Source organism: uncultured Pontibacter sp. (genome assembly GCF_947502515.1).
Classification (GTDB): domain Bacteria; phylum Bacteroidota; class Bacteroidia; order Cytophagales; family Hymenobacteraceae; genus Pontibacter.
The window spans coordinates 277,404-298,770 of record NZ_CANNAI010000004.1; the positions used below are offsets into that span (position 1 = coordinate 277,404).

Genomic DNA, 21,367 nt, shown 5'->3' on the forward strand with positions numbered 1-21,367 from the left:
GTATATTGTCTGTCCCGCCCATGTCTGCAACGCCATCCCCCCATTTTCTGATCGTAGTTGTTGGTCCTACTGCCGTGGGTAAAACCGACCTCTGCGTGCGCCTGGCGCAGCATTTCGGCACCGAGATCATTTCGGCTGACTCCCGCCAGTTCTACCAGGAGATGTCGGTCGGCACGGCCAAACCCACCCAGGAGGAGCAGCAGGGTATACGGCATCATTTTGTGGACTCGCACCCGATCACGGAAACCTACAATGCAGGCGCTTATGAGCAGGATGTGCTGGCCCTGGCCGGGCAGCTGTTTCAGCAGCACGAGGCCGTGATCCTGACAGGTGGCTCAGGACTGTACGTGCGAGCGGTGACCGACGGGATGGACGAAATGCCTGAGACAGATCCTGCCGTGCGCGAAAACCTGACCGCCCGTCACCAGCAGGAGGGACTACAGCCATTGCTGGAGCAGTTGCAGGAGCTTGATCCCACGTATTATGAGCGGGTAGATAAGGCCAATCCGCAGCGTGTTATACGCGCACTGGAGGTATGCCTTTCAAGCGGACAACCTTACTCGGCTTTCCGGAAAGCAGGTACCCAGGAGCGGCCTTTTCATATTATCAAAATTGGGTTGACGCGCGACCGACAGGAACTGTACGAGCGCATCGACCGTCGCATGGACCTGATGCTGGAGCAAGGCCTGCTGGAAGAAGCCAGAAGCCTATACCCATACCGTGCGCACAATGCGCTGCAAACAGTGGGCTACAAAGAGATATTTGATTACCTGGAGGGGCAGTATGACTGGGAGGAAGCGGTGCGCCTGCTCAAACGCAACAGCCGCCGCTACGCCAAGCGGCAACTCACCTGGTTTCACAAACATGCCGACTATACCTGGTTTCATCCGGGGCAGTGGGATGAGATACTACGTTTTATCAGGCAGCAGATGCAGGAGGCAGCACAAGGGAAGGTATAGAAACGGCGCGGCCGGCTATTGCAATAGCCGGCCGCGCCGTTTTCAGGTATAGCCTGGTTATACCGACAGTATATCCACCATTTTGGTGAAGTTCGGGTTGATCAGTTTCTGCTTGGTAATGGTCTCGATGAAAGGCGTGTATACCAGCTCGCGATTGATGATACCGGCCATTTCGTTGGTGCGACCTGCCATCAGGCCTTCCACACAAGCGATACCAAGTTGACTGGCCAGCATACGGTCGGCCGCAGTGGGCGCCCCGCCGCGTTGCACATGGCCCAGTATCGTCACGCGGGCATCCATGTTCGGTATCTGCTGCGATACCTTCGCTGCGATCTCGGTGGCGCTGCCTTCTTCGTCGCCCTCTGCCACAATCACGATAAAGGAAGTCTTGGAACGGCTCCAGCCAGCTCTCAACTGCTCTATCACAAAATCAATGGACGTGTCAGTTTCCGGGATCATCACGATCTCAGCACCGCCGCCAATAGCGCAAGGTATAGCAATATAGCCTGAGTCACGGCCCATCACCTCCACAAAAAACACACGCTCGTGGCTGTCAGCTGTGTCCCGTATCTTGTCAATGGCGTCGAGGGCTGTATTCACGGCTGTGTCGTAGCCAATGGTATAGTCCGTGCCATAAAGGTCGTTGTCGATCGTGCCTGGTGCTCCGATGGTCGGGATGCCGTACTCCTCGTAAAAGATGTTGGCCCCGGTAAAGGTGCCGTCACCGCCGATGGCCACCAGTCCCTCAATGCCATGGGCCTTGAGCTGTTCGTAAGCTGCCTGTCTGCCTTCCTTTGTCAGAAACTCTTTGCTGCGTGCCGACTTAAGCAGGGTGCCGCCTTTCTGTATGATATTGCTCACAGTTATGGACTCCATCTTAAAGATGTCGCCCTTGATCATGCCGCTGTATCCTCTTCTGATACCGTAAACTTCCAATCCGTAATATACGGCTGTCCGTACAATCGCCCGGATGCATGCGTTCATGCCCGGCGCGTCGCCTCCTGATGTAAATACTCCAATCCTCTTCATAAAGAGTTGCTTTTTAATGGGTTCCCTGTCGAGGCCCGGTTCCGGCCTCTTTCGATTGATCGCTACAGTACACGTGTGCGATTTTATGAATCTGCAAGGTATACATTTGTTAATTTAAGTGGAAATAAAAAAAGAATACAAAAGCATAACTAATAAGATAGTAAAAACCGTATGTAAAAGCATCATCGCTTGCAGACTGCAAACAAGAAAAAAGCGTTTCTACTATAGGTGCTGTAAAAATAACCGGCAGGGTATAGCCATACTTATTGCATTCGTTATTAATTTGTTATGAAATAGTAAACAAGTCAAAAAGGGAATTGTATGTTTAGTTTTTTTGAAAGCGAGGCAGAGAAAAAATTAAAGAGCCACATCACCAATCTCGGTGCTCTAGCCAAGGCGGATGGTCATGTGGATCCCACCGAAATGGATTTTATAATTGCCATCGGTGAGCGCCATGGCATGAAATCCAGTGAAGTGCGTGACCTGCTTTCGAACGTGCAAGCTGTAAAACCTCAATTGCCCTCTAATGACACGGAGCGCTTCGACCAGATCTACGACCTGGTGGAGATGATGCTGGCCGATGGCATAGTCGATGAAAGTGAAATGGAGTTCTGCGTCAACATGGCTGTGCGGCTCGGTTTTAAGAAATCCATCGTAGGGGTGCTGGTGCGCAAGATCTCCATTGGAGTAAAAGACGGCCTTTCCCGTGAGGAGATACGGCAGGATGCGCAAGCCTTCCTGAATTACTAAATAATGATCGCATGAAAAATCTGCGTGTGTGGAACGGGGCTATTTTGGCTGCTTATGCCATGGCACTGTTACTACTTGCTTACTTCTTTTTTGCCCACGAGCTACACCTTATTTCCTACGAGGCTACCTTACTTTCCGAAGATTTCATTCTGCGTTTTTTTGCCTTCTGGTTTATCAGCTTTCTGCTGACAATCATGGTATACCTGCTCAACCTGAGCCTGAACTACCTCTGGCTGCCCCGTCCTGAAAAAGTCGTGGCCATGCAGGCCGGTAAATTGATTCTGGCTATGGGACTCTCTGCAGCCCTATTCGCAGTAGTCATCGTGACGCTCAGCGGACTGCAGGAGTAATTCTACATAGGCCAGAACACAGGCACCAGCATCAGTATCACGATCACCAGCAGTAAGGTAAGCGGCGAGCCGATCCTGATAAAATCCCAGAAGCGGTACTTGCCCGGGCTGTAAACCAGGATACAGGCCGGCTCAAAAGGCGTTACCAATGATACCGAGGCACCCAGCATGATGGCAATGGCAAAGGAACGTGGATCGGCGCCAAGCTCCATGGCGGCTCGCAAGGCCACCGGTATGACCACCAGCGCCGCCGCCGCATTGGACATAGGCTGTGTCAGCAGCACGGTCAGAATCACAAAGCCCGCCAATATACCTGTTCTGCCACCGATAGGCTCCATCACCTGCACAATGCCCTGCGCCAGAAATTCGGCTGCACCGGAATTTTCCATGGCTGCCCCGAAAGCCGTCATACCTCCTATCAGAATAAGCAAGCGCCAGTCGATGGCATTGTAGGCCTTCTCGGTACTGATCGCCCGCAGCAGGATACTCACGACTGCCGCGGACAGAAAAGCGATGGAGAGTGGGAGCACTTGCAACGTACCTGCCAGTATAGCCAAGGCAAAGCTGATGATCACAATGAGGCCCTTCTTCTTTTTGTAGAGCACCGGCTCAAATTCGTCGAGCACGGCAATGTGGTTTGAGTTGCGGACTTGTTCGAAGCGCTCTGGCGCGCCCTGTACCAGCAGTACATCGGCCATGCGCAGCCTGATGCTGCCTATCTTGCTGCGCAGCGTTTCGCCATGCCGCGACACGGCCAGCACCACCAAGCCGAAGCGCCGTAAGAACTCCGACTCCTTAATGGTGCGGTTGATCAGGTTGGACTGTCGTGTGATCATGATCTCTGCCAGCCGGATGTTTTCTGTTTCAAGGTCTTTGGAGATAAGTGCATCGGCCATGATCTGCAGCCCCTTGGTCTCTTTTACCTTCATCAGCGTGTCCACATCTCCTTCCACCAGCAAAATATCGTTGGCACGGATACGGGTACGGAAGTCGGGGAGGAAGTTCTCCTGAGCACGGATAACATTGAGCATGCGCAGGTTCAGGGTGGTCAGGTCAGAGGCAAACACCAGCTGTCCGACGAGTGGCGAGTCAGGTAGCACCACCACCTCGGTGACATACTTCTGCAGCTTGTACTCTTCGGCCAGTTCCTGGTCTACGTGGCTTGGCAGCATGCGCTGCCCCACGGTCATCATATAGACCATGCCCACCGCGAAAATGATGAAGCCTATACCTGATATCTCAAACAACCCGATCGGCTCCAGGCCTGCCTTGGCAATGTAGCCGCTCACGGCTACGTTGGTGGAAGTGCCGATCAGGGTGCAGGTACCCCCCAGGATGGCGGCATAAGCCAGTGGCATGAGTAGTTTGGAGGCACTCATGTTGATCCGCTTTGAAAGACCAATAAGTGGTGTGATGAACATAGCCGTAACGGTGGTATTGTTCATGAAAGCCGAAACCACCCCTGTCACCAGCATAATGGTCAGCAGCATCAGGTTATTGCTCTGCTGGGCCAGCCGCACGAGCCGCACCACTGCAAAGTCAAGGATACCTGTTTCTTCAAGGGCGGCACTGAGTATAAAGATGGAGGCGATGATGATGATAAAGTCGCTGCTGAAGCCGGCAAAGGCCTCTTCGGGGCTGATGATGCGCAAACCCGCCAGGATGATAAGTATGAGCAGGGTGACCAGCTCAACAGACACCTTTTCGGTCGCGAACAGCACAACCGCTATCACCAGCAAGGTCAGTACAATGGCTATTTCCATAGAGGATAATTGGGAAGTCACACCGGATATAAGGTGTAGCAACGGCTTTTACGTGACAAAGCCGCTCCCGATAGTCACTCAGAAGAAAATATTTACGCCTTCCTTTGCTTACACCTGATCAGGGCAGTCTGCTGGTATACCTGCCAGGTATGGAAAACTAAGCCAATGCTTCATCAATAGACCTCAGGATGATCTGGCAAGCTTCATGAATCTGCTCCTCTGTGATGGTAAGCGGCGGCGCAATGCGCATGGAGTTGTCACAGAACAGGAACCAGTCAGTCAGAACACCGTTGAGGATGGCCTGATCAATCACCGCTTTGAGTACCTCAAACGACTCAAACTCTGCGGCCATCATCAGCCCCTGGTTGCGGATCTGTTTGATACGCGGGTGCACGAGCAACTGCTTAATCAGCTCGGCTTTCTGTGCGACGCCTTCCAGCAGGTTTTCTTCCTGAATCACCTGTAGTGTTGCAAGGGAGGCAGCGCAGCTGACCGGATGTCCGCCAAAGGTAGAGCAGTGGCCCAGGATCGGATCAGTCTTGAAAGCGGCCATGATTTCCTGTGGTGCGATGAAAGCACCGATCGGCATACCGCCTCCCATCCCTTTGGCGCATACCAAAATATCAGGCTCTATGCCGAACTGTTCAAAGGCCCAGAAGGTACCGGTTCTGCCGAAGCCACATTGTATCTCATCCAGAATCAGCAACGTGCCCGTTTGGTTGCAGCGCTCCCTTAGTCTCTTCAGATAATCCTGATCCGGCACACGAACACCAGCCTCACCCTGCACAGTCTCTATCAAAACTGCGGCCGTGCGCTTCGTAATTTGTTCCAGGTCAGCGATGCTATTGTAATGAATATGGCGCACGTCAGGCAGGAGCGGGCGAAAAGCATTCTTAAAACTTTCGCTGCCGTTCATGGAAAGGGCACCCTGTGTAGAGCCGTGGTAGGCGTTATAGCAGGAGATCAGCTCGGTGCGGCCTGTGTAGCGTTTGGCCAGTTTCAGGGCACCTTCGACAGCCTCCGCTCCGGAGTTGAGCAGATAGGTGTTGTTGAGTCGATCAGGCAGTGTGCCGCTGAGGGCGTGAGCCAGCTGCACCTGTGGCGCCTGCACAAACTCCCCGTATACCATCAGGTGCATGTAGCGGTCCAGCTGGTCGTGTATGGCCCGCAGTACCTTCGGGTGCCGGTGCCCCACGTTGCTTACGCCTATACCTGAAATGAGGTCAATGTAGCGATGGCCTTCGCTGCCATACATGTAAATCCCCTCTGCCTTCTCCACTTCGATCATCAGCGGAAAGTCGCTTGTCTGTGCCTGATGCTGCAAAAACAGCTGTCTCAATGATACCATGCCGCAAAGGTAGGCAATTTTGGAAGCTATCGCAGCATGGCACTCATACCTCCGTCCACTATAGTGGTTTGACCTGTGATATAACTTGCGGCGTCTGAGCAAAGCCAGAGTATGGCGGCAGCTGCTTCCTGCGGGTCTGCAACTCTTTTTTGAGGAATATATGAAAGGTACATCTGCTCAATTTCCGGCACTTTAGACAGGTCTCCGTTTACCTGCGATTCAAAAGCCTTCTGCAGCATAGGCGTGCGGTGGGCGCCAGGGGCGAGCACGTTGATCCGGATATTAGCCGTTGCCACTTCCTGAGCGGCTGATTTTGCAAGCGCAATGATTGCCGCCTTGGCTGCTGAGTAAAGCGATCCCATGGCAGCTCCTCCCAGTCCATTGACACTGGCTACGTTGACAATGGCTCCTCCAGAGGGTTTCCGTTCGAGCATCAGCTTTATTTCCTGTTTCATGCAAAGCCACACTCCACGCAAGTTGGCCCCCATGGCATCCTCATACTCATGTGGTTCAAACTCATGCAGGGGCTTACCTATACCTGACTCCTGGGCTGCATTGTTGACGGCTATGTCCAGGCGGCCAAACCTGTTCTGGATCTCGTGAAAGAGAGCAAAGATCGTGTCGTTATTGCTGTTGTCAGTCTGTATGTAAATGGGTTGAAGCGTGGACGAAGGGAGAGCTGCCAGTGCAGTGTCTCCTCGTTCTTTATCGCGACCTGTCACAATAACCTGCGCACCTGACTTTACCAGCAGTTGGGCGGTGGCCAGTCCTATACCTGATGTGCCACCAGTTATAAGCGCCACCTTGTCCTGAAAGTTATACTGTACCTGTTCCATAGCTTATCGTTTCTCTATCATAACGTGAAAAAGGCTCAATCGCTGCAGTAATCCACCAATGTCATTTATACTTGCCTGCCCGCCTTGCGTATAAAAATGGAAGGCTGGTAAATAGACCGGCTTTATATGTTGAACTTTAAAAAGGAGGATCAAATGCCACAAGGAGATAAATCATCTTACACAGATAAGCAAAAACGCAAAGCAGAGCACATCGAGGAAAGCTATGAAAAGAAGGGCGTGAGCCACGACGAAGCTGAGAAGCGAGCCTGGGCTACTGTAAACAAGCAGGACGGAGGCGGTAAGAAAAGCGGCTCCGGAAGAGGCAAGTAATTAATTCGAATTTAAAAGGTATAGAAGAAAGGCCGGAAGCGTTTGCTCCCGGCCTTTCCCGTCTATGGGTAATTGTTGGTATGTGCATGCGGATCATCCTCCTCCAGAGAGGCCGGCACTGTAGGTGGTATACCTTGCAGTGGCCTATTGTGGGAGAAAGGCCGCTCTCTCATATCAGGCGATGTATGCTTCCCTCTGTTAGTTTTGTTATTACGGCGTGAGTACGCGACCAGTGCTACACCTGCCAGGGCGACAATGCCAGTAGCTGCCAGTACCTTGGGGATGGTGTTGTCCGGGGCGGGCGGCACAGAGAGCACCCCTTGCTCATCAGCAATAGCGGGCTCGTGCACGTAGCGGCCATGCCCGGGTACAGCCACAGACCAGAAATCCTTTACCAGGCTTTCAAGCTGCTGCATTAGCTGCGCACCCTCCATAGGCAAACCATGCCCTGTGGCAGCCACACTCGGATTCAGCTCCATCAGCTTTTCCACGGAATGATGCGCCGCGCCCCAGTCGGAGGTATAGTATTTGGGCGGCCCATGCACTTCACGTTTCTGCGTCATCACCGCCAGCATCGATTCGCCGTGCCGCGTTATGAAGGCATCGCCCGCCAGCAGCACGCGGTCACTTTCACGGAAGAAGGAGACATGTCCGGCTGTGTGGCCCGGTGTATGGATCCAGCGCCAGCCAGGCAGACCGGGCACGGAGCCGTCGGTTGGCAGTAGCTCGAGGTTCTCGTGTATGTCTATTGGCTTTTTAGGGTATAGGAATGACATGTAGGCCATGCCGCCACCTCCTACACTTGGGTCTGGTGGTGGATAAGACGACTTGCCATTCAGGTAGGGCATTTCGAGGGGGTGAGCATAGACCGGCACATCCCAGTCGTGCGCCAGCTCTTTTAGAGCCCCAATGTGATCGAAGTGGCCGTGCGTGAGCAGAATGGCTTTGGGACGCTCCCCGCCAAACAGTTCCTCCACCACACTCCTGATCTTGGGAGCGGCGCCGTACACGCCGGCATCTACCAATACCCAGGAACCATCCGGGGAGGTGATAAAGAAGAGATTGACAAAGACGGTCTTAAGTCCCCAAACTCCCGGAGCAACTGGAAAAGCCTGTTTGCTTTCGTGTGTTGAGGTACGATAAGTAGTTTCCATAGGCATGCACCATTTTTTGTTTGTGAAATGATATTACGGGCGGAATACTATAGTACGGCTGCCGCCATATTTGGCTGCAGTAAACCGCCAGATTAGGCCTCTGCATGGTCAACTGCCACAATTGACGCGTCAGCCGGCTGCTTTTGCTGACAATATGGTGGCATAAAATTTCTTGCTGCTGATGGCGGCGGCGTGTAAAAACAAAGGCACACTTTTTGTGTTTAATTCTATGCAGGCCTTCACTAAATTTAATGTGGGCAATGTTTCCTGATTGGCAGGAATTATTTATCTTTCTGAAAACGTTACATACACATGGTAAATTTATTTGTTCCCCCAAGCTATATGGCTGTCTACGCGAAGTGTGTGGATGCGTCGATGCCGGCTTTCGAACCGGAAGAATGGATCGAGGAAGGGAGAGTGTATCCTGTGAAGCACTTTACCGAGCCCCTCAACCAGGGTGACGGCTTTGCCGTGACAATCATGGATGAGGACGGCGTCGAGATTCATCCGTCATCTTCGCACTGGAGTTTTGCCTCCACCAGGTTTGAGTTATACACCCTACATTTGAATTAATATCAAAACCGCTGATATTTTCGTTAACCAAAAGGCTGCCCCGGCAGCCTTTTTTCATTGCCAAAGGTATGGAGTAGATTTATGTTGAATATTTCTGAGTTTAATTCGCTTTCGCCCCGGGAGCAAGCCGCATTGGTGTTGGAGCAAGGGCGATATCTGCATCACATCATCCGCGGATGGTGTAAAATTGATTTGTACTGGTTTCATAATTACTATGTGGAGGTGTGGTTCCTGTACGATCTCAAAACCATTGGTCTGGTGCGCGCCCTTACCAATAAAGCCTCCCTGGATCCTTACCTGGAAACAATCAAGTTAAGAGTGAAGACCTGATAACAGGTATAGCAGCAAGAATAGGTGTAGGTATGCTTTGTTTATACAGCTGATCCGGGCAGGTATAGCAACTGAATAAAAGCTGAAAGGAGAGGGGTTCGCCGGAATTTGATACTTTTGTAGGTATACGCGACCCGTATCACCTAAAATACAGACAAATGAAAAAAGCCCTACCAAAGAAAGATATTCTGTTAATCAGCACATCAACCACCCACGGCACCGGCTACCTGGAGCACTGCCAGAGTGAGATAAAAGAATTGCTGGGTGACCGCAAGAGCATCCTGTTTATACCTTATGCCCGTCCGGGTGGCATTTCCCATACCGATTATACCGCCAAAGCACGCGAAGCATTTGAAGCGATGGGCATCAGTTTAAGTGGTGTGCATGAGTCGGAGAATGCGGTTGTAGCGGTAGAGCAGGCGGAGGCCGTGTTTATAGGGGGAGGCAACACTTTTCTGCTGCTGCGCCAACTCTACGCCAATAAATTAATCGAGCCATTACAGAAGCGGGTAGAGCAAGGGATGCCTTACATGGGCACCAGTGCTGGCACCAATGTGGCAGGCAAAACAATCGGTACGACCAACGATATGCCGATCGTGTTCCCGAAATCATTTGATGCGCTGCAACTCGTGCCATTCAATATCAATCCGCACTACCTTGATCCACTGCCTGACTCGACACACATGGGCGAGACCCGTGAGACCCGCATTCAGGAGTTTCATGTGCACAATCGTCAGCCTGTAGTCGGTTTGCGGGAAGGCAGCATGCTGCGTATAAAAGGGGAGAAGATAAACCTGCTGGGCCCACACGCTGCGCGCATCTTCCTGCAGGGGAAACCGGCAATGGAGTTTAAGCCGACCGATGATATCAGCTTTCTGCTGGAGGCTTACTAAGCACAAGCCCGGTAAAAATGCAAAGCCCCTGCTATACCATTAGCAGGGGCTTTTTGCTGAAAAAAACAAGGCAAAATGCCAGGTCCTTTTGCTGTTCTCACTATAATTATCTATTCAAAAAAACTACTGTGCTTTGTTGTTGGCCTCCAGCTTTTTGAGGAGGAGCTTTGTAAACTCGCGCTCACTGCGGTAGAGTTTGATGATCTGGTTAGAAGAGATCACACGCTGGTAACGCGCCACATACTCCTTCTCCAACTCCAGTTCTCTTTCGCGGGTGCTGAACATACCATCCAGACGAGCTTTCGCTTCCTGATCACTCAGTTGGTCTACGTCTTCGCGGTAGCCGCTGCGGTAGGAGCGCACCAGTTCACGGCGCTTGGTTTCATACTCGTTGTAGAGCGGCCAGAACTTTTGCGATTGTTCGGCGGTCAGTTCCATCTTGTCAGTCAGAAAGGCCACTTTGGCGGCTTCCACGTTTTTGTCCTGCGGGCGGCCCGTCTGTGCCATGGCTGCCGTGGTGCCAAACGTGAATGCGCAAAAAAGAAGTAAAATAAAGGGCAATCTTTTCATGTGTGAATTAGTAGTCAATCGTATCCAATCGGTAATATTCTAGTTCCTCTTCGGCAGCTGTTGAGCTCACGTTCAAAAACTCGGCTGTCATTTCAGGGTTAGATAGTGTAGTCATATCGGCAAAATCAGAACTCTCCAGCACAGCATAAGTGCTTAGGTAATCCATGATCGCTTCGTCGCCTACGGTCGCCAGTACAACACCCGGTTCCTCTTTTTCCTGACGCAGTTGCGAGAAGTAAACGATACCTGCGACCAGTAGTAATACCAGAGGAGCCATAGCCAGCTTGAGCGGCTTCCAGGCGGCAGCATACCAGGGCGCAGGGCTATACCCGGCACCGGCGGTGCGCTCCATGATCTGCGCAGGCAGTCTGTCGAAGTACTTATCCGGTACCTCGTAGATGTTGCGCTTGGGCAAGTCGCTTAGTTTAAAATCGTTTTTCATATTCAATGTACTTATCAGTTAGATAGCGGTAGCGCTCTATAGTTTAATCTTGTTTAATAAATTCTTCAATTTTTTTTACGGCATGATGATAAGACGCCTTCAAAGCACCCACTGATGTGCCCAGAATTTCAGAAATTTCCTCGTACTTAAGTTCGTCGTAATACTTCATGTTGAAGACCAGCCTTTGCTTGTCAGGGAGTCTCAGCAAAGCCTTTTGAAGTTTGAGCTGGATCTCGTCCCCATCAATGTTGGGAGAGGAGTCTATCTTCTCGGTGAGTTCTGCGGCCACATCGTTTATGGGTAAAAAGAATTTTTTGCGCTTACTTGAAAGGAAGGTAAGGCACTCGTTGGTGGCGATACGATAGAGCCAGGTATATAGCTGCGCATCCTGCCGGAAATTCTCCAGATTCTTCCACACCTTGATGAAAACCTCCTGTGTGAGGTCATCGGCGTCGTCGTGGTCTATCACCATTTTCCGAACGTGCCAGTAAATCTTTTGCTGGTACTTCCGGATAAGCTGGTTGAAGGCCAGATTACGGCTATCAGGGTTAGCGAATTTTTCTAGGATCTCTTTGTCTTCCACGTGTCAGGTAGCAGGGGCAGGGCGATTGAACCTGTCTGAATATGCAATATAGTCCATAAAAATAAAAGAGGCCGCACTTTAACAGTGCAGCCTCTTTTTTTATAAAAAGCTAAGGTATAGCTTCGTATTATTTGCGGCTCATCACGCGCTCGGCGGCGGCTACAATGTTTTCGGTGCTCAGGCCATACTTCTCCATCAGCTGGTCTGGTGTGCCGGACTCGCCGAAAGAGTCATTTACGGCTACCATTTCCAGTGGAGCAGGCAGCTGGCGACCCAACAGTTGCGCCACTGAGTCACCCAATCCACCGTTCATCTGATGCTCTTCGGCTGTTACCACGCACTTGGTTTTGCCAACTGACTTCAGGATAGCCTCATCATCCAATGGCTTGATGGTGTGGATGTTGATAACCTCAGCGCTGATACCTTTTTCGGCCAGTATGTGACCCGCTTCAATGGCTTTCCAAACCAAGTGACCTGTGGCGATGATGGTCACGTCTGTTCCTTCGTTCAGCATCACCGCTTTGCCGATCTCGAACTTCTGATCGGCAGGGGTGAAGTTAGGCACAGCCGGACGACCGAAACGCAGGTATACCGGACCTTCGTGCTCGGCAATCGCGATAGTCGCAGCTTTAGTCTGGTTGAAGTCGCATGGGTTGATTACGGTCATGTGCGGCAGCATTTTCATCATGCCCACATCTTCCAGAATCTGGTGCGTGGCACCGTCCTCGCCCAGTGTCAGACCAGCGTGCGAAGCGCATATTTTCACGTTCTTGCCAGAGTAGGCGATGGACTGACGAATCTGGTCGTACACGCGGCCTGTTGAGAAGTTGGCAAAGGTGCCTGTAAAAGGAATCTTGCCACCAATCGTCATACCGGCAGCCAGACCCATCATGTTGGCCTCGGCTATACCTACCTGGTAAAAACGCTCTGGAAACTCTTTTTTGAACGCGTCCATTTTAAGCGAACCGATCAGGTCAGCACAAAGGGCTACTACGTTCTCGTTAGTGCGACCCAACTCCAGCAAGCCAGCGCCAAAACCAGAACGGGTGTCTTTTTTCTCTGAATATGTATATTCTTTCATCTCTGTGTTTTCCTTAGTAATCTGAAGCTTGCTCTACTGCCAGTTGCTGAAGTGCGATTTCCAGCTGCTCGTCGTTTGGTGCTACACCATGCCACTTGTGCGAACCCATCATAAAGTCCACGCCAAAGCCCATCTCCGTGTTCATCAGAATCATGACAGGCTTACCGTTTCCAGTGGCTCTTTTGGCGTCTTCCAAAGCAGGTAGTAAAGTCTCAAAGTTGTTACCGTCAGCCTCCAGTACATGCCAGCCGAATGCTTCGAACTTGGCACGCAGGTCACCCAGGGCGAGTACTTCTTCAGTACCGCCGTCGATTTGCTGGTAGTTACGGTCTACGGTCGCGATCAGGTTGTCCACTTTGTTGTGGGCAGCATACATAGCCGCTTCCCATACCTGACCTTCACCCAGTTCGCCGTCGCCCATCAGCACATACACCAGATTGCTGTCCTTGTTCAGCTTCTTGGTTTGTGCGGCACCAACTGCCACCGACAGTCCCTGACCCAGTGAGCCAGACGCTACACGAATGCCCGGAAGGCCTTCTTCAGTAGCCGGGTGGCCTTGCAGCCTTGAGTTGATCTTGCGGAAGGTAGCCAGTTCGGACACCTCAAAGAAGCCAGCGCGAGCCAACACACTGTACCATACCGGAGAGATGTGTCCGTTGGAAAGGAAGAAAAGGTCTTCGCCTTCGCCGTCCATGTTGAAAGGTTGAGGCTTGTAGTTCATCATGCGGAAGTACAGCGACACGAAATAGTCCGTGCAGCCGAGCGAGCCGCCCGGGTGGCCGGAGTTTACCGCATGCACCATGCGCACGATGTCACGGCGAACCTGTGCCGCGATCTCCTTAAGCTCTTCGATGCTTTTATTGTGTGGGTTCACGATTTTATGAATTGTTAAATTGTTGATTTTATTCATTGCTTAATTTTTGATGGTTAAATTGTTGTTTCAAAATAACCACCAAAGTGTTTCTTCACAGCGCTTGGGTCGGGCTATACCTGACTTGCTGTAGCCATGGTCCTGTTTCTCTTTTGCTAGAGCAAATATACAACGAAAAAAGCGCAGCCGCCTTTTCGGACAACTGCGCTTTGCGTTACTTTTTCAAAATCTGGGCGGCGTGGTCGCTCGTTTTCACTTTCGTGATGATGTCCTCGATGGTGCCTTCCTCGTCGATGACGAAGGTATAGCGCATCGTGCCCATATACTTGCGGCCATACATCGATTTCTCCTGCCACACGCCATACTGCTCTACTATCTTTTTATCAGTGTCGGCCAGCAGTGTAAAAGGCAGCTCATATTTGCTGATAAAATTCTGGTGCGACTTTTCGCCGTCGATGCTCACGCCAATCACCTCGTAGCCTTGGGCCTGCAGGGCGCTGTAGTTGTCGCGCAGGTTGCAGCTTTGGGCGGTGCAGCCAGGGGTGTTGTCTTTCGGGTAGAAATAGAGCACCACTTTCTTGCCGCGGTAGTCGCTCAGCTTTACGGTATTGCCGCTTTGGTCTTGCGCCTCAAACTCGGGCGCCTTGTCTCCGATTTTCAGTTCCATGGGTTTCTGTATTTCGCTGGCGTTGCAGGTATACGCTATACCTTGCACCTCCAGCCTTTTTCAGTTTCATCCAGTAGGTAATGTCCTTTACAGGTCGTCCTTCGCAAGTAAAACCGTTGCGCAGAGCAGCCTGGTTTTAGATGGTAGTCGTAAACTCCGCTTCGTTTCCGGCGTTGTCTTTTACCTTCAAAACCACTTTACCTGACAAAGGTATGCTTTTATCTAATTTTTCGGAGTATATGGTGGCAGTTTTATGCTCGTATTTCATCAGCAACCACTTGCCGTTTACCTCGCAGCGGAAAGAGTTGATGCCTGACAGGTCATCGCCGATCCTAAACCTGATCTGTGTCGGACTTTTGCTAAGCAGCTTGATCGTTGGGGCTTTTACATCCTCGAGCACCTTGAACTTACCCATTGCCCGGGCTGAGAAGGTGATGCTGTTGCCGTCCCAGGCGCCGCCCAGCATACCGCGGCCCTTGCCCAGGCCCAGGTAATAAACAGCGGCTTTGCTCTTGTCTGCTACCGGCGTACTCGGTGTAATAGTCACCTTGATAGGCTTGTGCAATGGCGTAAAATAATCGCCGATGGTATAGACATCGCCTTCTTTTTTGGCTTGCAGGTATAGCGTGTCGTATAGGCTCTCCTTTGCGAAGCGGATGGTCATGTCGCGGTTGCTGAAGCTATGCTCCTGCCCCGCAGGTATAGCAGCCTGCAGGTCGAGTGGGGTAGAGGTGCCGCAGTACTCCAGCGACTCAGGCAAACCGCCGCGTAGGTCATATAAACTCACCGAGGCAGCGCCTTTGGTATAGCTTGGCACCAGCGTTAGTCGCTGGTTGTTAACCACCATCTCCACGTTGCGTGGGGTGGCGGATGTGTCTGAGGCATTCACTTTTAAGATATTGCCGACGATCTCGTAGCTCAGTTGCGGCTTGGTCACTTTGCCATTTGTAGCCTGCGTGAAAGTCGGTTTCTGTCCCTTCACTACAAAGGTCAGAGTGGAGGCATTATTGTAAGTGTCTTTCGCTACCAGTCGAACATGATAGATCGAATCGGCCTGCACGTTGAGTCTGCCCCGGTTTTGCGGCGCAGTATAGAGCGGCAGGTCGTTGCCGTAATCCACGTAGGCTTTCTGAAAGGTGCGTCCGGTGCGGCGGTACACGTTGTAGTTCACGTGCTGCGATACTTGTTTTGAAAGCTCAAAAGGTACACGGTCGATGTGGTGGTTGTATACCTGTTTGTCGTTTACATACACGGTCACGTCCTGCGTGCCGTTGCGGTTCTGGGTGTCGTCGTAGCGGTCGATGGTCTGCAGCTCAAAGCCGATCAGGCCGTGGGCAAACACCGTGTCCGGCAAGGTATGGACGCCATTCGTTTTCTTCGGAGTATACTCCTTACGCGCAAACTCCTGGTTGATGCGGGCATAGATGTTCAGGGGCTGTATACCCAGGCCCAGCAAGTCAGGTGGTGTGGTGTCGATGATCTCTTTGAAGCCCCAGCGCAGTGGGTTGTACAGGCGGTCTTCGGAGTCACGGATCTCAAAGTGCAGGTGCGGACCACCGGAGCCTCCTGTGTTACCGGACAAAGCAATGATCTGTCCTTTCTTCACCGGGAAAAGGTTTTTCTCAGGAAACAGCTCTATTTCAAAGGTTTCTTTCTCGTACTGTTTCTGCAGGATGTAGTCTGCCAAAGGATCATAAAAGGCCAGCAAATGCGAGTAGGTAGTGGTAAGTCCGTTCGGGTGCGTCACATAAATGATGTTGCCGTACCCGTAGGTAGACATCTTCACACGCGAAATATACCCGTCTGCGGCAGCGTATACCGACAGGCCTTCCCGCTGGTCAGTCTTGATGTCGAGTCCGCCATGGAAGTGGGTGGAGCGTATCTCACCCATGGAGCCCGACAAGTAGTTGCGCACTCCCGGCTTGATGGGGAACATAAAGTAGCCCTGTTCCGGCGCTGGTTGAGCAGCCGCTGCAAGAGTGGTAAAAACGTAAGCGAAAAGGAGCGCGAGGCGCTTATTTAACTTCAAAATCAAGTATTTTTTTATCTTCAACATAGCCTTCCAATCTGTCGCCGATCTGCACCGGACCTACCCCCTCAGGCGTACCTGTAAAGATAATATCGCCTTTCTTCAGGGTGATGAAGCGGGAGATATATGCGATGATGTCGTCAAAGGTGTTCAACATCATTTTTGAGTTGCCCTGCTGGCGGGTCTCGCCGTTCACATCCAGTTTAAAGTTGATGTCCTGCAGGTCTTCAAACTGCTCAAGCGGCACAAACTCCGACACCGGGGCAGAGCCGTTGAAGCCTTTGGCCAGCGTCCAGGGCAGACCCTTGGCTTTGGCCTTGGCCTGCAGGTCGCGGGCCGTGAAGTCTATACCTAAGCCGATGGCGTCGTAATACTTGTGGGCAAACTTTTTGTCTATGTTCTTGCCTTCGCGGCTGATGCGCAGAATCAATTCCACCTCGTGGTGGATGTCCTGGCTATACTCCGGGTAGTAAAAAGGATCGTTATTGCGCAGAATGGCCGTGTCAGGCTTGAAGAAGATCACCGGCTCGTCTGGTACTTCGTTTTTGAGTTCGGCAATATGGTCGGCATAATTGCGGCCGATGGCTATAATTTTCATAAAAGATTAAGGGCGTTTTCTTTATCGATTCTCAAAAATAGGCTATCTGCAGTTTTAGTTCAGCATAATTCCGCAAAAAGAATCAGTTTCAGGACAATTTTTTCTGTTAGCCCGCGGCCGAATTTATTGCAGGCCTTTTTTATACTTTAACAAGAGAAGGTCCGCTTTATTGTGTTCATGGCGCTTACAACATTTTATAATATAGCGTTCGTATACCTAATCTAGACCGGACAAGGTGGCAGGCTGCGGTTTTGTGACAGGTTGCACTTTGTTTTATCGGTTAAAGTATAGTAATTTTATCATATTAAATGATCCACACTATCTTGATTCTTAAAAATTGGTTCAAAATTTGAAAAGCCTATTTAAGAGTCATTAAATTTTAAAACTATGTACAAGAAGTTAATCGCCTTTTCGATAGCGGCAGTAATGATGGTAGCCTGTACGACGGTGCCAATCACAGGCCGCAGACAGCTGAGTCTCGTGTCAGACGCGCAGATGATGCAAATGAGTTACGACGCTTACGACCAGTTCCTGAAAGAGAACAAGTTGTCGCGCGACGCACAGGCTACGGCCATGGTGAAGCGTACCGGTCAGCGCATTCAGCGTGCGGTGGAGCAATACATGGCTGCCAACAACATGTCAGACCAGTTGCAGGGCTTCGCTTGGGAGCACAACCTGATTGAGGATGAGCAGGTAAACGCCTGGGCCATGGCTGGTGGTAAGACCGTAACCTACACAGGTATACTACCGATCGCGCAGAACGAAACTGGTTTGGCCGTAGTAATGGGACACGAGATCGCTCACGCGATTGCGAAACACAGTAACGAGCGCATGAGCCAGCAACTGGCCCAGCAGTTTGGCGGCCAGACGCTTTCTGCCCTGGCAGGTACACAGCCGGGTGTAGCACAGCAACTGATCATGACAGCTTATGGCGCTGGTTCTACGTTGGGTCTGCTTAAGTACGGCCGTAACCAGGAGAGCGAAGCCGACCGTTTGGGATTGATCTTTATGGCGATGGCCGGTTACGATCCACAGGCAGCTATACCTTTCTGGGAGCGCATGGAGGCAAAGTCAGGCGGACAGGCACCACCGGAGTTCCTGAGCACGCACCCGAGCGCGGGTACGCGTCGCGCCAACCTGCAGAGCTATATGCCGGAAGCGCTGAAGTACTACAAGAAATAATCACTAACCCGATAAACCTACATGACTGCATCACCCTTAGCCAATGGCCGGCACTTGCTGCTGACCTGCCTGCGCTGGTCGCTGGCCTTGTCCTTGATCCTACTTGTAGCCGCTGGCTGTACCCGCCGCGAAGCTTTCCCCGAGGAAAGTGAGGAGGAGCCGCTTGACGAGGAGGCCGGACCAAAGTATGACGGGCAATTGTTGGCGCAGGTGGTGTTTGACGAGATTGACTTTGTAGTGCCACAGCAGGAGTTGATACAGCCTTTTATAAAGGAGTTCGGTAACGGAACGGTGGTGAACAAAGTGACGATCCATAAGGTGCAGGACAACAAAAAGCTGCCTGCTACCTACTATCTGGTAGGTTTGGGAATACACAACGGCTCTTTCCGCTCTATGGCGCTGGAGTTGGATGTGTCTTCAGACAACAGCCTATACCTGAGTAGCAAGTCGATGAAGCACATTTGCGAAGCCACAGCTGGCTGTGACTTCTGCTACTTTACCTTCGAGGACAACCGGATTACCGGCTGTCAGTGCTCGATCCGGGCTGCCGGCTACGATTGCCGTCACAAGGTGCAGGAAGGCAATAACCTGTTGCAAGGCGTCAGGCTGAAGAACTCAGGACAGAATTAGTCCAGGGTATAGCTATCTAAAAAAAGGAGCGGGCTGACAGTTTTCTGTCAGCCCGCTCCTTTTTTATCCTTGTTAGGATTTAGCCCATTTGAACTCCTGAAAATCTTTAATCCAGCAAATCCTTGAGATAGGGGCTCCGCATAGGGATCTATGACACACTACTCTGCATGTTGCGCAGCCGGATGCGGGTCAGGATCTTTTTGGTATACAGCGGGAAATCGCCTTTCATCATCCAGTCGTAATAGCTTGGCTCTTTGCTGAGTACTTCCTCTACGGGCACATTGCGATGCTTACCAAAGTTAAAGACTTCCTGCCCGGCATTGTTGTACACGATGCGGCCGGCTAAGTCGGCTGACTTCTCGAATGTGAACTTATGCAACTGCGCCATATCGTTCTGGATAGGCGTTTCTTCTATACCTTCAGCCACTTCCACCACCGTATTTTCGTAGCGCTCCAGCTGTGCTTTCAGGATGTGATAAGTTGCTACTGTGTCGGCCTCGGCGCTGTGGGCGTTGTCGAGTGTCTTGTTGCAGTAGTATTTATAGGCGGCTGATAGCGTGCGCTTCTCCATCATATGGAAAATACGGCAGGCGTCTACTACGTGACGGTTGTCAATGTCGAAGTCTATACCTGCCCGCAGAAACTCCTCAGCCAGCAAAGGTATATCGAAGCGCACCAGGTTGTAGCCACCCAGGTCACAGCCCTCCAGAAACTGGTACAGGTTACGGGCCACTTGCTGGAAAGTAGGAGCGTCTTTCACGTCCTCGTCGTAAATCTTGTGAATCAAACTCGACTCCAACGGAATCGGTACAGTCGGGTTGATACGACGTGTCTTGAGTATTTCTTCGCCGTCTGGCTTTACTTTCAACACACTGATCTCGACAATGCGGTCTTTGCAGATGTCGGTGCCGGTGGTTTCAAGGTCAAAAAATACAATGGGGCGCTTCAGGTTCAGCTTCATACAAGGGTGGTTTACAGAACCGCTTTTTTGAGCGCCTCCAGGTCAAGGTTTTGATAAGTGCCGGAGCTCATGAGCAGCAGGTTGGCGTTTTGCCAGTCCATCCCTTTCAGGTGCTCGAGCAGGGCGTTAGAGTCGGTATATACCTGCAGCTTTGGGTTGCCAAAAGCACTGCGCAGATCCTCTTCTGATAGCATTTCCATGCGCTTGTGCTCCACCGTTTTAGGGCTGAAAAACACGATCGGCACATCAGCTTTGTCGAGGGCGCCTGCATACTGCGGCAGGAAATTCTTATTCAGGCTGCTGAAAGTATGCAGCTCCACACAGGCCACCAGCTTGCGCTGCGGATACTGTGTTTTCACGGCTTCTGTCGTTGCTTTTACTTTAGAAGGCGCATGTGCAAAGTCGCGGAAGATCACCGTATTGTCGCTCTCACCGAGTTTCTCCAGGCGTTTAGCTGCTCCTTTGAAGGTTTTTAGTGCTTCATAAAAGTCATGCGCCTTGATGCCGATCTTCTTGCAGACCTCTTTGGCTGCACTGATGTTGCGGAGGTTGTGCTCCCCGAACAGCGGAATCTCGACATCACCTTCTTTCTTGGTATGCAGGATGGTTTTACCATTGCGGATACTGTGAGGGTGCACGGTATAGCCGATGTAGGCAATATCAGCTGGATTGCGTGGCACGGCCACCAGCTGTACCTGCTCGTCATCCTGGTTGTAGATCAGCGTGCCGGCTTTTGGCGTCATCTCAGCAAATATGCGGAACTGGTCACGGTATATTTCCTGCGTTGGGAACACGTTGATATGGTCCCAGCTGATGCCGCTGATCACCCCGATGTGGTGGTGGTACAGGTGGAATTTCGGTACCCGCTTGATCGGATCAGAGAGGTACTCGTCACCTTCAATGATGATGATCGGCGCCTCCTCCGTGAGCTTCACCATGCGGTCGAAGCCCTGCAACTGTGCGCCCACGGCATAGTCGAACAGACGGCCGCAGTGCTGGAGCACGTGCATGATGATGGAGGTGATAGAGGTCTTGCCGTGGCTGCCACCTATCACGATGCGCTGTTTGTTTTTGCTTAGCTCGTAAATGAAATCCGGGAAAGAGTAGACCGGTATACCTAGTTCCTGCGCACGAAGCAGCTCCGGGTTGTCGATGCGGGCGTGCATCCCCAGGATGACAGCATCGGGCTTGGCGTCTAGTTTTTCCGGGAACCAGCCCTCCTCAGCCGGCAGTATACCTGCGGCAGCCAGGCGGCTTTTGGCCGGCTCATAAATCTCATCGTCCGAACCAGTCACTTTTATACCCTGGTCATGCAGTGCCAATGCCAGGTTGTGCATGATGCTGCCGCCCGTGGCGATCAGGTGAATATGTTTAAAATCCGTTCTCTCCATAATCCATGCTATCCATTTAGCGAACCGACAAAATTAGAATTCCTGAG

Annotated in this window: 24 protein-coding genes; 9 read left to right on the forward strand and 15 right to left on the reverse strand. The window is 51.6% G+C overall.

Going from position 1 to position 21,367, the window contains the following annotated elements; translation table 11 throughout:
* Positions 1-20: 20 nt before the first annotated feature.
* Positions 21-959: a tRNA (adenosine(37)-N6)-dimethylallyltransferase MiaA gene (gene miaA / locus Q1A54_RS12400; protein WP_299988496.1), complete on the forward strand. Its 939-nt coding sequence runs from the start codon at positions 21-23 to the stop codon at positions 957-959.
* Positions 960-1,016: 57 nt separating this feature from the next.
* Here miaA and pfkA read toward each other — a convergent pair whose 3' ends face one another.
* Positions 1,017-1,988, reverse strand: a complete 972-nt coding sequence (pfkA, locus tag Q1A54_RS12405; protein WP_299988499.1) for a 6-phosphofructokinase — start codon at positions 1,986-1,988, stop codon at positions 1,017-1,019.
* Positions 1,989-2,309: 321 nt separating this feature from the next.
* Between pfkA and Q1A54_RS12410 the strand changes: the two genes are divergently transcribed.
* Both Q1A54_RS12410 and Q1A54_RS12415 read left to right on the forward strand, forming a co-directional pair.
* Positions 2,310-2,738: a TerB family tellurite resistance protein gene (locus Q1A54_RS12410; RefSeq protein WP_007653771.1), complete on the forward strand. Its 429-nt coding sequence runs from the start codon at positions 2,310-2,312 to the stop codon at positions 2,736-2,738.
* 11 nt (positions 2,739-2,749) lie between these two features.
* Complete coding sequence (locus Q1A54_RS12415) at positions 2,750-3,088, forward strand: hypothetical protein (protein WP_007653770.1); 339 nt, start codon at positions 2,750-2,752, stop codon at positions 3,086-3,088.
* Between the two features lie 2 nt (positions 3,089-3,090).
* Here Q1A54_RS12415 and Q1A54_RS12420 read toward each other — a convergent pair whose 3' ends face one another.
* The 3 genes from Q1A54_RS12420 to Q1A54_RS12430 all read right to left on the reverse strand — a co-directional run bounded on the left by Q1A54_RS12420 (position 3,091) and on the right by Q1A54_RS12430 (position 7,035).
* Entirely contained in the window at positions 3,091-4,851 is a 1,761-nt protein-coding gene (locus Q1A54_RS12420) for an SLC13 family permease (protein ID WP_299988504.1), read from the reverse strand.
* A gap of 157 nt (positions 4,852-5,008) precedes the next feature.
* Positions 5,009-6,199 (reverse strand): aspartate aminotransferase family protein, encoded by a 1,191-nt coding sequence (locus tag Q1A54_RS12425; protein ID WP_196115419.1) that lies wholly within the window; start codon positions 6,197-6,199, stop codon positions 5,009-5,011.
* 26 nt (positions 6,200-6,225) lie between these two features.
* Complete coding sequence (locus tag Q1A54_RS12430; protein ID WP_299988509.1) at positions 6,226-7,035, reverse strand: SDR family oxidoreductase; 810 nt, start codon at positions 7,033-7,035, stop codon at positions 6,226-6,228.
* 126 nt (positions 7,036-7,161) lie between these two features.
* Between Q1A54_RS12430 and Q1A54_RS12435 the strand changes: the two genes are divergently transcribed.
* Complete coding sequence (locus tag Q1A54_RS12435; protein ID WP_007658208.1) at positions 7,162-7,365, forward strand: hypothetical protein; 204 nt, start codon at positions 7,162-7,164, stop codon at positions 7,363-7,365.
* A 62-nt stretch (positions 7,366-7,427) separates the two neighbouring features.
* Here the strand turns inward: Q1A54_RS12435 and Q1A54_RS12440 are convergent, their stop codons facing one another.
* A complete protein-coding gene (locus Q1A54_RS12440; protein WP_299988513.1) occupies positions 7,428-8,519 on the reverse strand; it encodes an MBL fold metallo-hydrolase in 1,092 nt (363 codons plus the stop codon).
* A gap of 312 nt (positions 8,520-8,831) precedes the next feature.
* Between Q1A54_RS12440 and Q1A54_RS12445 the strand changes: the two genes are divergently transcribed.
* The 3 genes from Q1A54_RS12445 to pepE all read left to right on the forward strand — a co-directional run bounded on the left by Q1A54_RS12445 (position 8,832) and on the right by pepE (position 10,315).
* Positions 8,832-9,092, forward strand: coding sequence for a hypothetical protein (locus Q1A54_RS12445; RefSeq protein WP_007658204.1), 261 nt, complete (start codon positions 8,832-8,834; stop codon positions 9,090-9,092).
* Between the two features lie 81 nt (positions 9,093-9,173).
* Complete coding sequence (locus Q1A54_RS12450) at positions 9,174-9,422, forward strand: hypothetical protein (RefSeq protein ID WP_196115425.1); 249 nt, start codon at positions 9,174-9,176, stop codon at positions 9,420-9,422.
* Between the two features lie 158 nt (positions 9,423-9,580).
* On the forward strand, positions 9,581-10,315 hold the full coding sequence (gene pepE / locus Q1A54_RS12455; RefSeq protein WP_299988520.1) for a dipeptidase PepE: 735 nt from the start codon (positions 9,581-9,583) through the stop codon (positions 10,313-10,315).
* A 123-nt stretch (positions 10,316-10,438) separates the two neighbouring features.
* Here the strand turns inward: pepE and Q1A54_RS12460 are convergent, their stop codons facing one another.
* The 8 genes from Q1A54_RS12460 to Q1A54_RS12495 all read right to left on the reverse strand — a co-directional run bounded on the left by Q1A54_RS12460 (position 10,439) and on the right by Q1A54_RS12495 (position 17,156).
* Positions 10,439-10,885 (reverse strand): hypothetical protein, encoded by a 447-nt coding sequence (locus tag Q1A54_RS12460; RefSeq protein WP_299988523.1) that lies wholly within the window; start codon positions 10,883-10,885, stop codon positions 10,439-10,441.
* A 7-nt stretch (positions 10,886-10,892) separates the two neighbouring features.
* Entirely contained in the window at positions 10,893-11,327 is a 435-nt protein-coding gene (locus tag Q1A54_RS12465; protein ID WP_007658196.1) for a hypothetical protein, read from the reverse strand.
* A 43-nt stretch (positions 11,328-11,370) separates the two neighbouring features.
* Positions 11,371-11,910, reverse strand: coding sequence for an RNA polymerase sigma factor (locus tag Q1A54_RS12470; protein ID WP_196115430.1), 540 nt, complete (start codon positions 11,908-11,910; stop codon positions 11,371-11,373).
* Positions 11,911-12,037: 127 nt separating this feature from the next.
* Positions 12,038-12,991: a transketolase family protein gene (locus Q1A54_RS12475; RefSeq protein ID WP_299988528.1), complete on the reverse strand. Its 954-nt coding sequence runs from the start codon at positions 12,989-12,991 to the stop codon at positions 12,038-12,040.
* Positions 12,992-13,004: 13 nt separating this feature from the next.
* Positions 13,005-13,901: a transketolase gene (locus Q1A54_RS12480; RefSeq protein ID WP_299988530.1), complete on the reverse strand. Its 897-nt coding sequence runs from the start codon at positions 13,899-13,901 to the stop codon at positions 13,005-13,007.
* Between the two features lie 175 nt (positions 13,902-14,076).
* Positions 14,077-14,529 carry a thioredoxin-dependent thiol peroxidase gene (gene bcp / locus Q1A54_RS12485; protein ID WP_299988533.1) on the reverse strand — a complete coding sequence of 151 codons (453 nt, stop codon included), beginning with the start codon at positions 14,527-14,529 and terminating at the stop codon, positions 14,077-14,079.
* A gap of 136 nt (positions 14,530-14,665) precedes the next feature.
* Positions 14,666-16,558 (reverse strand): M23 family metallopeptidase, encoded by a 1,893-nt coding sequence (locus tag Q1A54_RS12490; protein ID WP_299988536.1) that lies wholly within the window; start codon positions 16,556-16,558, stop codon positions 14,666-14,668.
* Complete coding sequence (locus Q1A54_RS12495; protein ID WP_299988539.1) at positions 16,545-17,156, reverse strand: fumarylacetoacetate hydrolase family protein; 612 nt, start codon at positions 17,154-17,156, stop codon at positions 16,545-16,547. The genes Q1A54_RS12490 and Q1A54_RS12495 overlap by 14 nt, the downstream gene beginning before the upstream one ends.
* Before the next feature lie 387 nt (positions 17,157-17,543).
* Between Q1A54_RS12495 and Q1A54_RS12500 the strand changes: the two genes are divergently transcribed.
* Both Q1A54_RS12500 and Q1A54_RS12505 read left to right on the forward strand, forming a co-directional pair.
* Positions 17,544-18,338, forward strand: a complete 795-nt coding sequence (locus Q1A54_RS12500; protein ID WP_196115443.1) for a M48 family metallopeptidase — start codon at positions 17,544-17,546, stop codon at positions 18,336-18,338.
* A 21-nt stretch (positions 18,339-18,359) separates the two neighbouring features.
* Entirely contained in the window at positions 18,360-18,968 is a 609-nt protein-coding gene (locus Q1A54_RS12505) for a hypothetical protein (RefSeq protein WP_007658181.1), read from the forward strand.
* 148 nt (positions 18,969-19,116) lie between these two features.
* Here Q1A54_RS12505 and Q1A54_RS12510 read toward each other — a convergent pair whose 3' ends face one another.
* Positions 19,117-19,929, reverse strand: coding sequence for a 3'-5' exonuclease (locus Q1A54_RS12510; protein WP_299988544.1), 813 nt, complete (start codon positions 19,927-19,929; stop codon positions 19,117-19,119).
* An 11-nt stretch (positions 19,930-19,940) separates the two neighbouring features.
* On the reverse strand, positions 19,941-21,320 hold the full coding sequence (locus Q1A54_RS12515; protein WP_299988548.1) for a Mur ligase family protein: 1,380 nt from the start codon (positions 21,318-21,320) through the stop codon (positions 19,941-19,943).
* Positions 21,321-21,367: the final 47 nt, after the last annotated feature.

Bases quoted from the DNA above. Each gene is read 5' to 3' on its own strand.
- Q1A54_RS12465 (WP_007658196.1), bottom strand. From the start codon at position 11,327: ATGAAAAACGATTTTAAACTAAGCGACTTGCCCAAGCGCAACATCTAC.
- Q1A54_RS12510 (WP_299988544.1), bottom strand. From the start codon at position 19,929: ATGAAGCTGAACCTGAAGCGCCCCATTGTATTTTTTGACCTTGAAACC.
- pfkA (WP_299988499.1), bottom strand. From the start codon at position 1,988: ATGAAGAGGATTGGAGTATTTACATCAGGAGGCGACGCGCCGGGCATG.
- Q1A54_RS12500 (WP_196115443.1), top strand. From the start codon at position 17,544: ATGTACAAGAAGTTAATCGCCTTTTCGATAGCGGCAGTAATGATGGTA.
- Q1A54_RS12505 (WP_007658181.1), top strand. From the start codon at position 18,360: ATGACTGCATCACCCTTAGCCAATGGCCGGCACTTGCTGCTGACCTGC.
- Q1A54_RS12425 (WP_196115419.1), bottom strand. From the start codon at position 6,199: ATGGTATCATTGAGACAGCTGTTTTTGCAGCATCAGGCACAGACAAGC.
- Q1A54_RS12445 (WP_007658204.1), top strand. From the start codon at position 8,832: ATGGTAAATTTATTTGTTCCCCCAAGCTATATGGCTGTCTACGCGAAG.
- Q1A54_RS12440 (WP_299988513.1), bottom strand. From the start codon at position 8,519: ATGGAAACTACTTATCGTACCTCAACACACGAAAGCAAACAGGCTTTT.
- Q1A54_RS12430 (WP_299988509.1), bottom strand. From the start codon at position 7,035: ATGGAACAGGTACAGTATAACTTTCAGGACAAGGTGGCGCTTATAACT.
- Q1A54_RS12435 (WP_007658208.1), top strand. From the start codon at position 7,162: ATGTTGAACTTTAAAAAGGAGGATCAAATGCCACAAGGAGATAAATCA.
- Q1A54_RS12420 (WP_299988504.1), bottom strand. From the start codon at position 4,851: ATGGAAATAGCCATTGTACTGACCTTGCTGGTGATAGCGGTTGTGCTG.
- Q1A54_RS12450 (WP_196115425.1), top strand. From the start codon at position 9,174: ATGTTGAATATTTCTGAGTTTAATTCGCTTTCGCCCCGGGAGCAAGCC.
- pepE (WP_299988520.1), top strand. From the start codon at position 9,581: ATGAAAAAAGCCCTACCAAAGAAAGATATTCTGTTAATCAGCACATCA.
- Q1A54_RS12460 (WP_299988523.1), bottom strand. From the start codon at position 10,885: ATGAAAAGATTGCCCTTTATTTTACTTCTTTTTTGCGCATTCACGTTT.
- Q1A54_RS12410 (WP_007653771.1), top strand. From the start codon at position 2,310: ATGTTTAGTTTTTTTGAAAGCGAGGCAGAGAAAAAATTAAAGAGCCAC.
- Q1A54_RS12515 (WP_299988548.1), bottom strand. From the start codon at position 21,320: ATGGAGAGAACGGATTTTAAACATATTCACCTGATCGCCACGGGCGGC.
- Q1A54_RS12415 (WP_007653770.1), top strand. From the start codon at position 2,750: ATGAAAAATCTGCGTGTGTGGAACGGGGCTATTTTGGCTGCTTATGCC.
- bcp (WP_299988533.1), bottom strand. From the start codon at position 14,529: ATGGAACTGAAAATCGGAGACAAGGCGCCCGAGTTTGAGGCGCAAGAC.
- Q1A54_RS12480 (WP_299988530.1), bottom strand. From the start codon at position 13,901: ATGAATAAAATCAACAATTTAACAATTCATAAAATCGTGAACCCACAC.
- Q1A54_RS12495 (WP_299988539.1), bottom strand. From the start codon at position 17,156: ATGAAAATTATAGCCATCGGCCGCAATTATGCCGACCATATTGCCGAA.
- Q1A54_RS12475 (WP_299988528.1), bottom strand. From the start codon at position 12,991: ATGAAAGAATATACATATTCAGAGAAAAAAGACACCCGTTCTGGTTTT.
- miaA (WP_299988496.1), top strand. From the start codon at position 21: ATGTCTGCAACGCCATCCCCCCATTTTCTGATCGTAGTTGTTGGTCCT.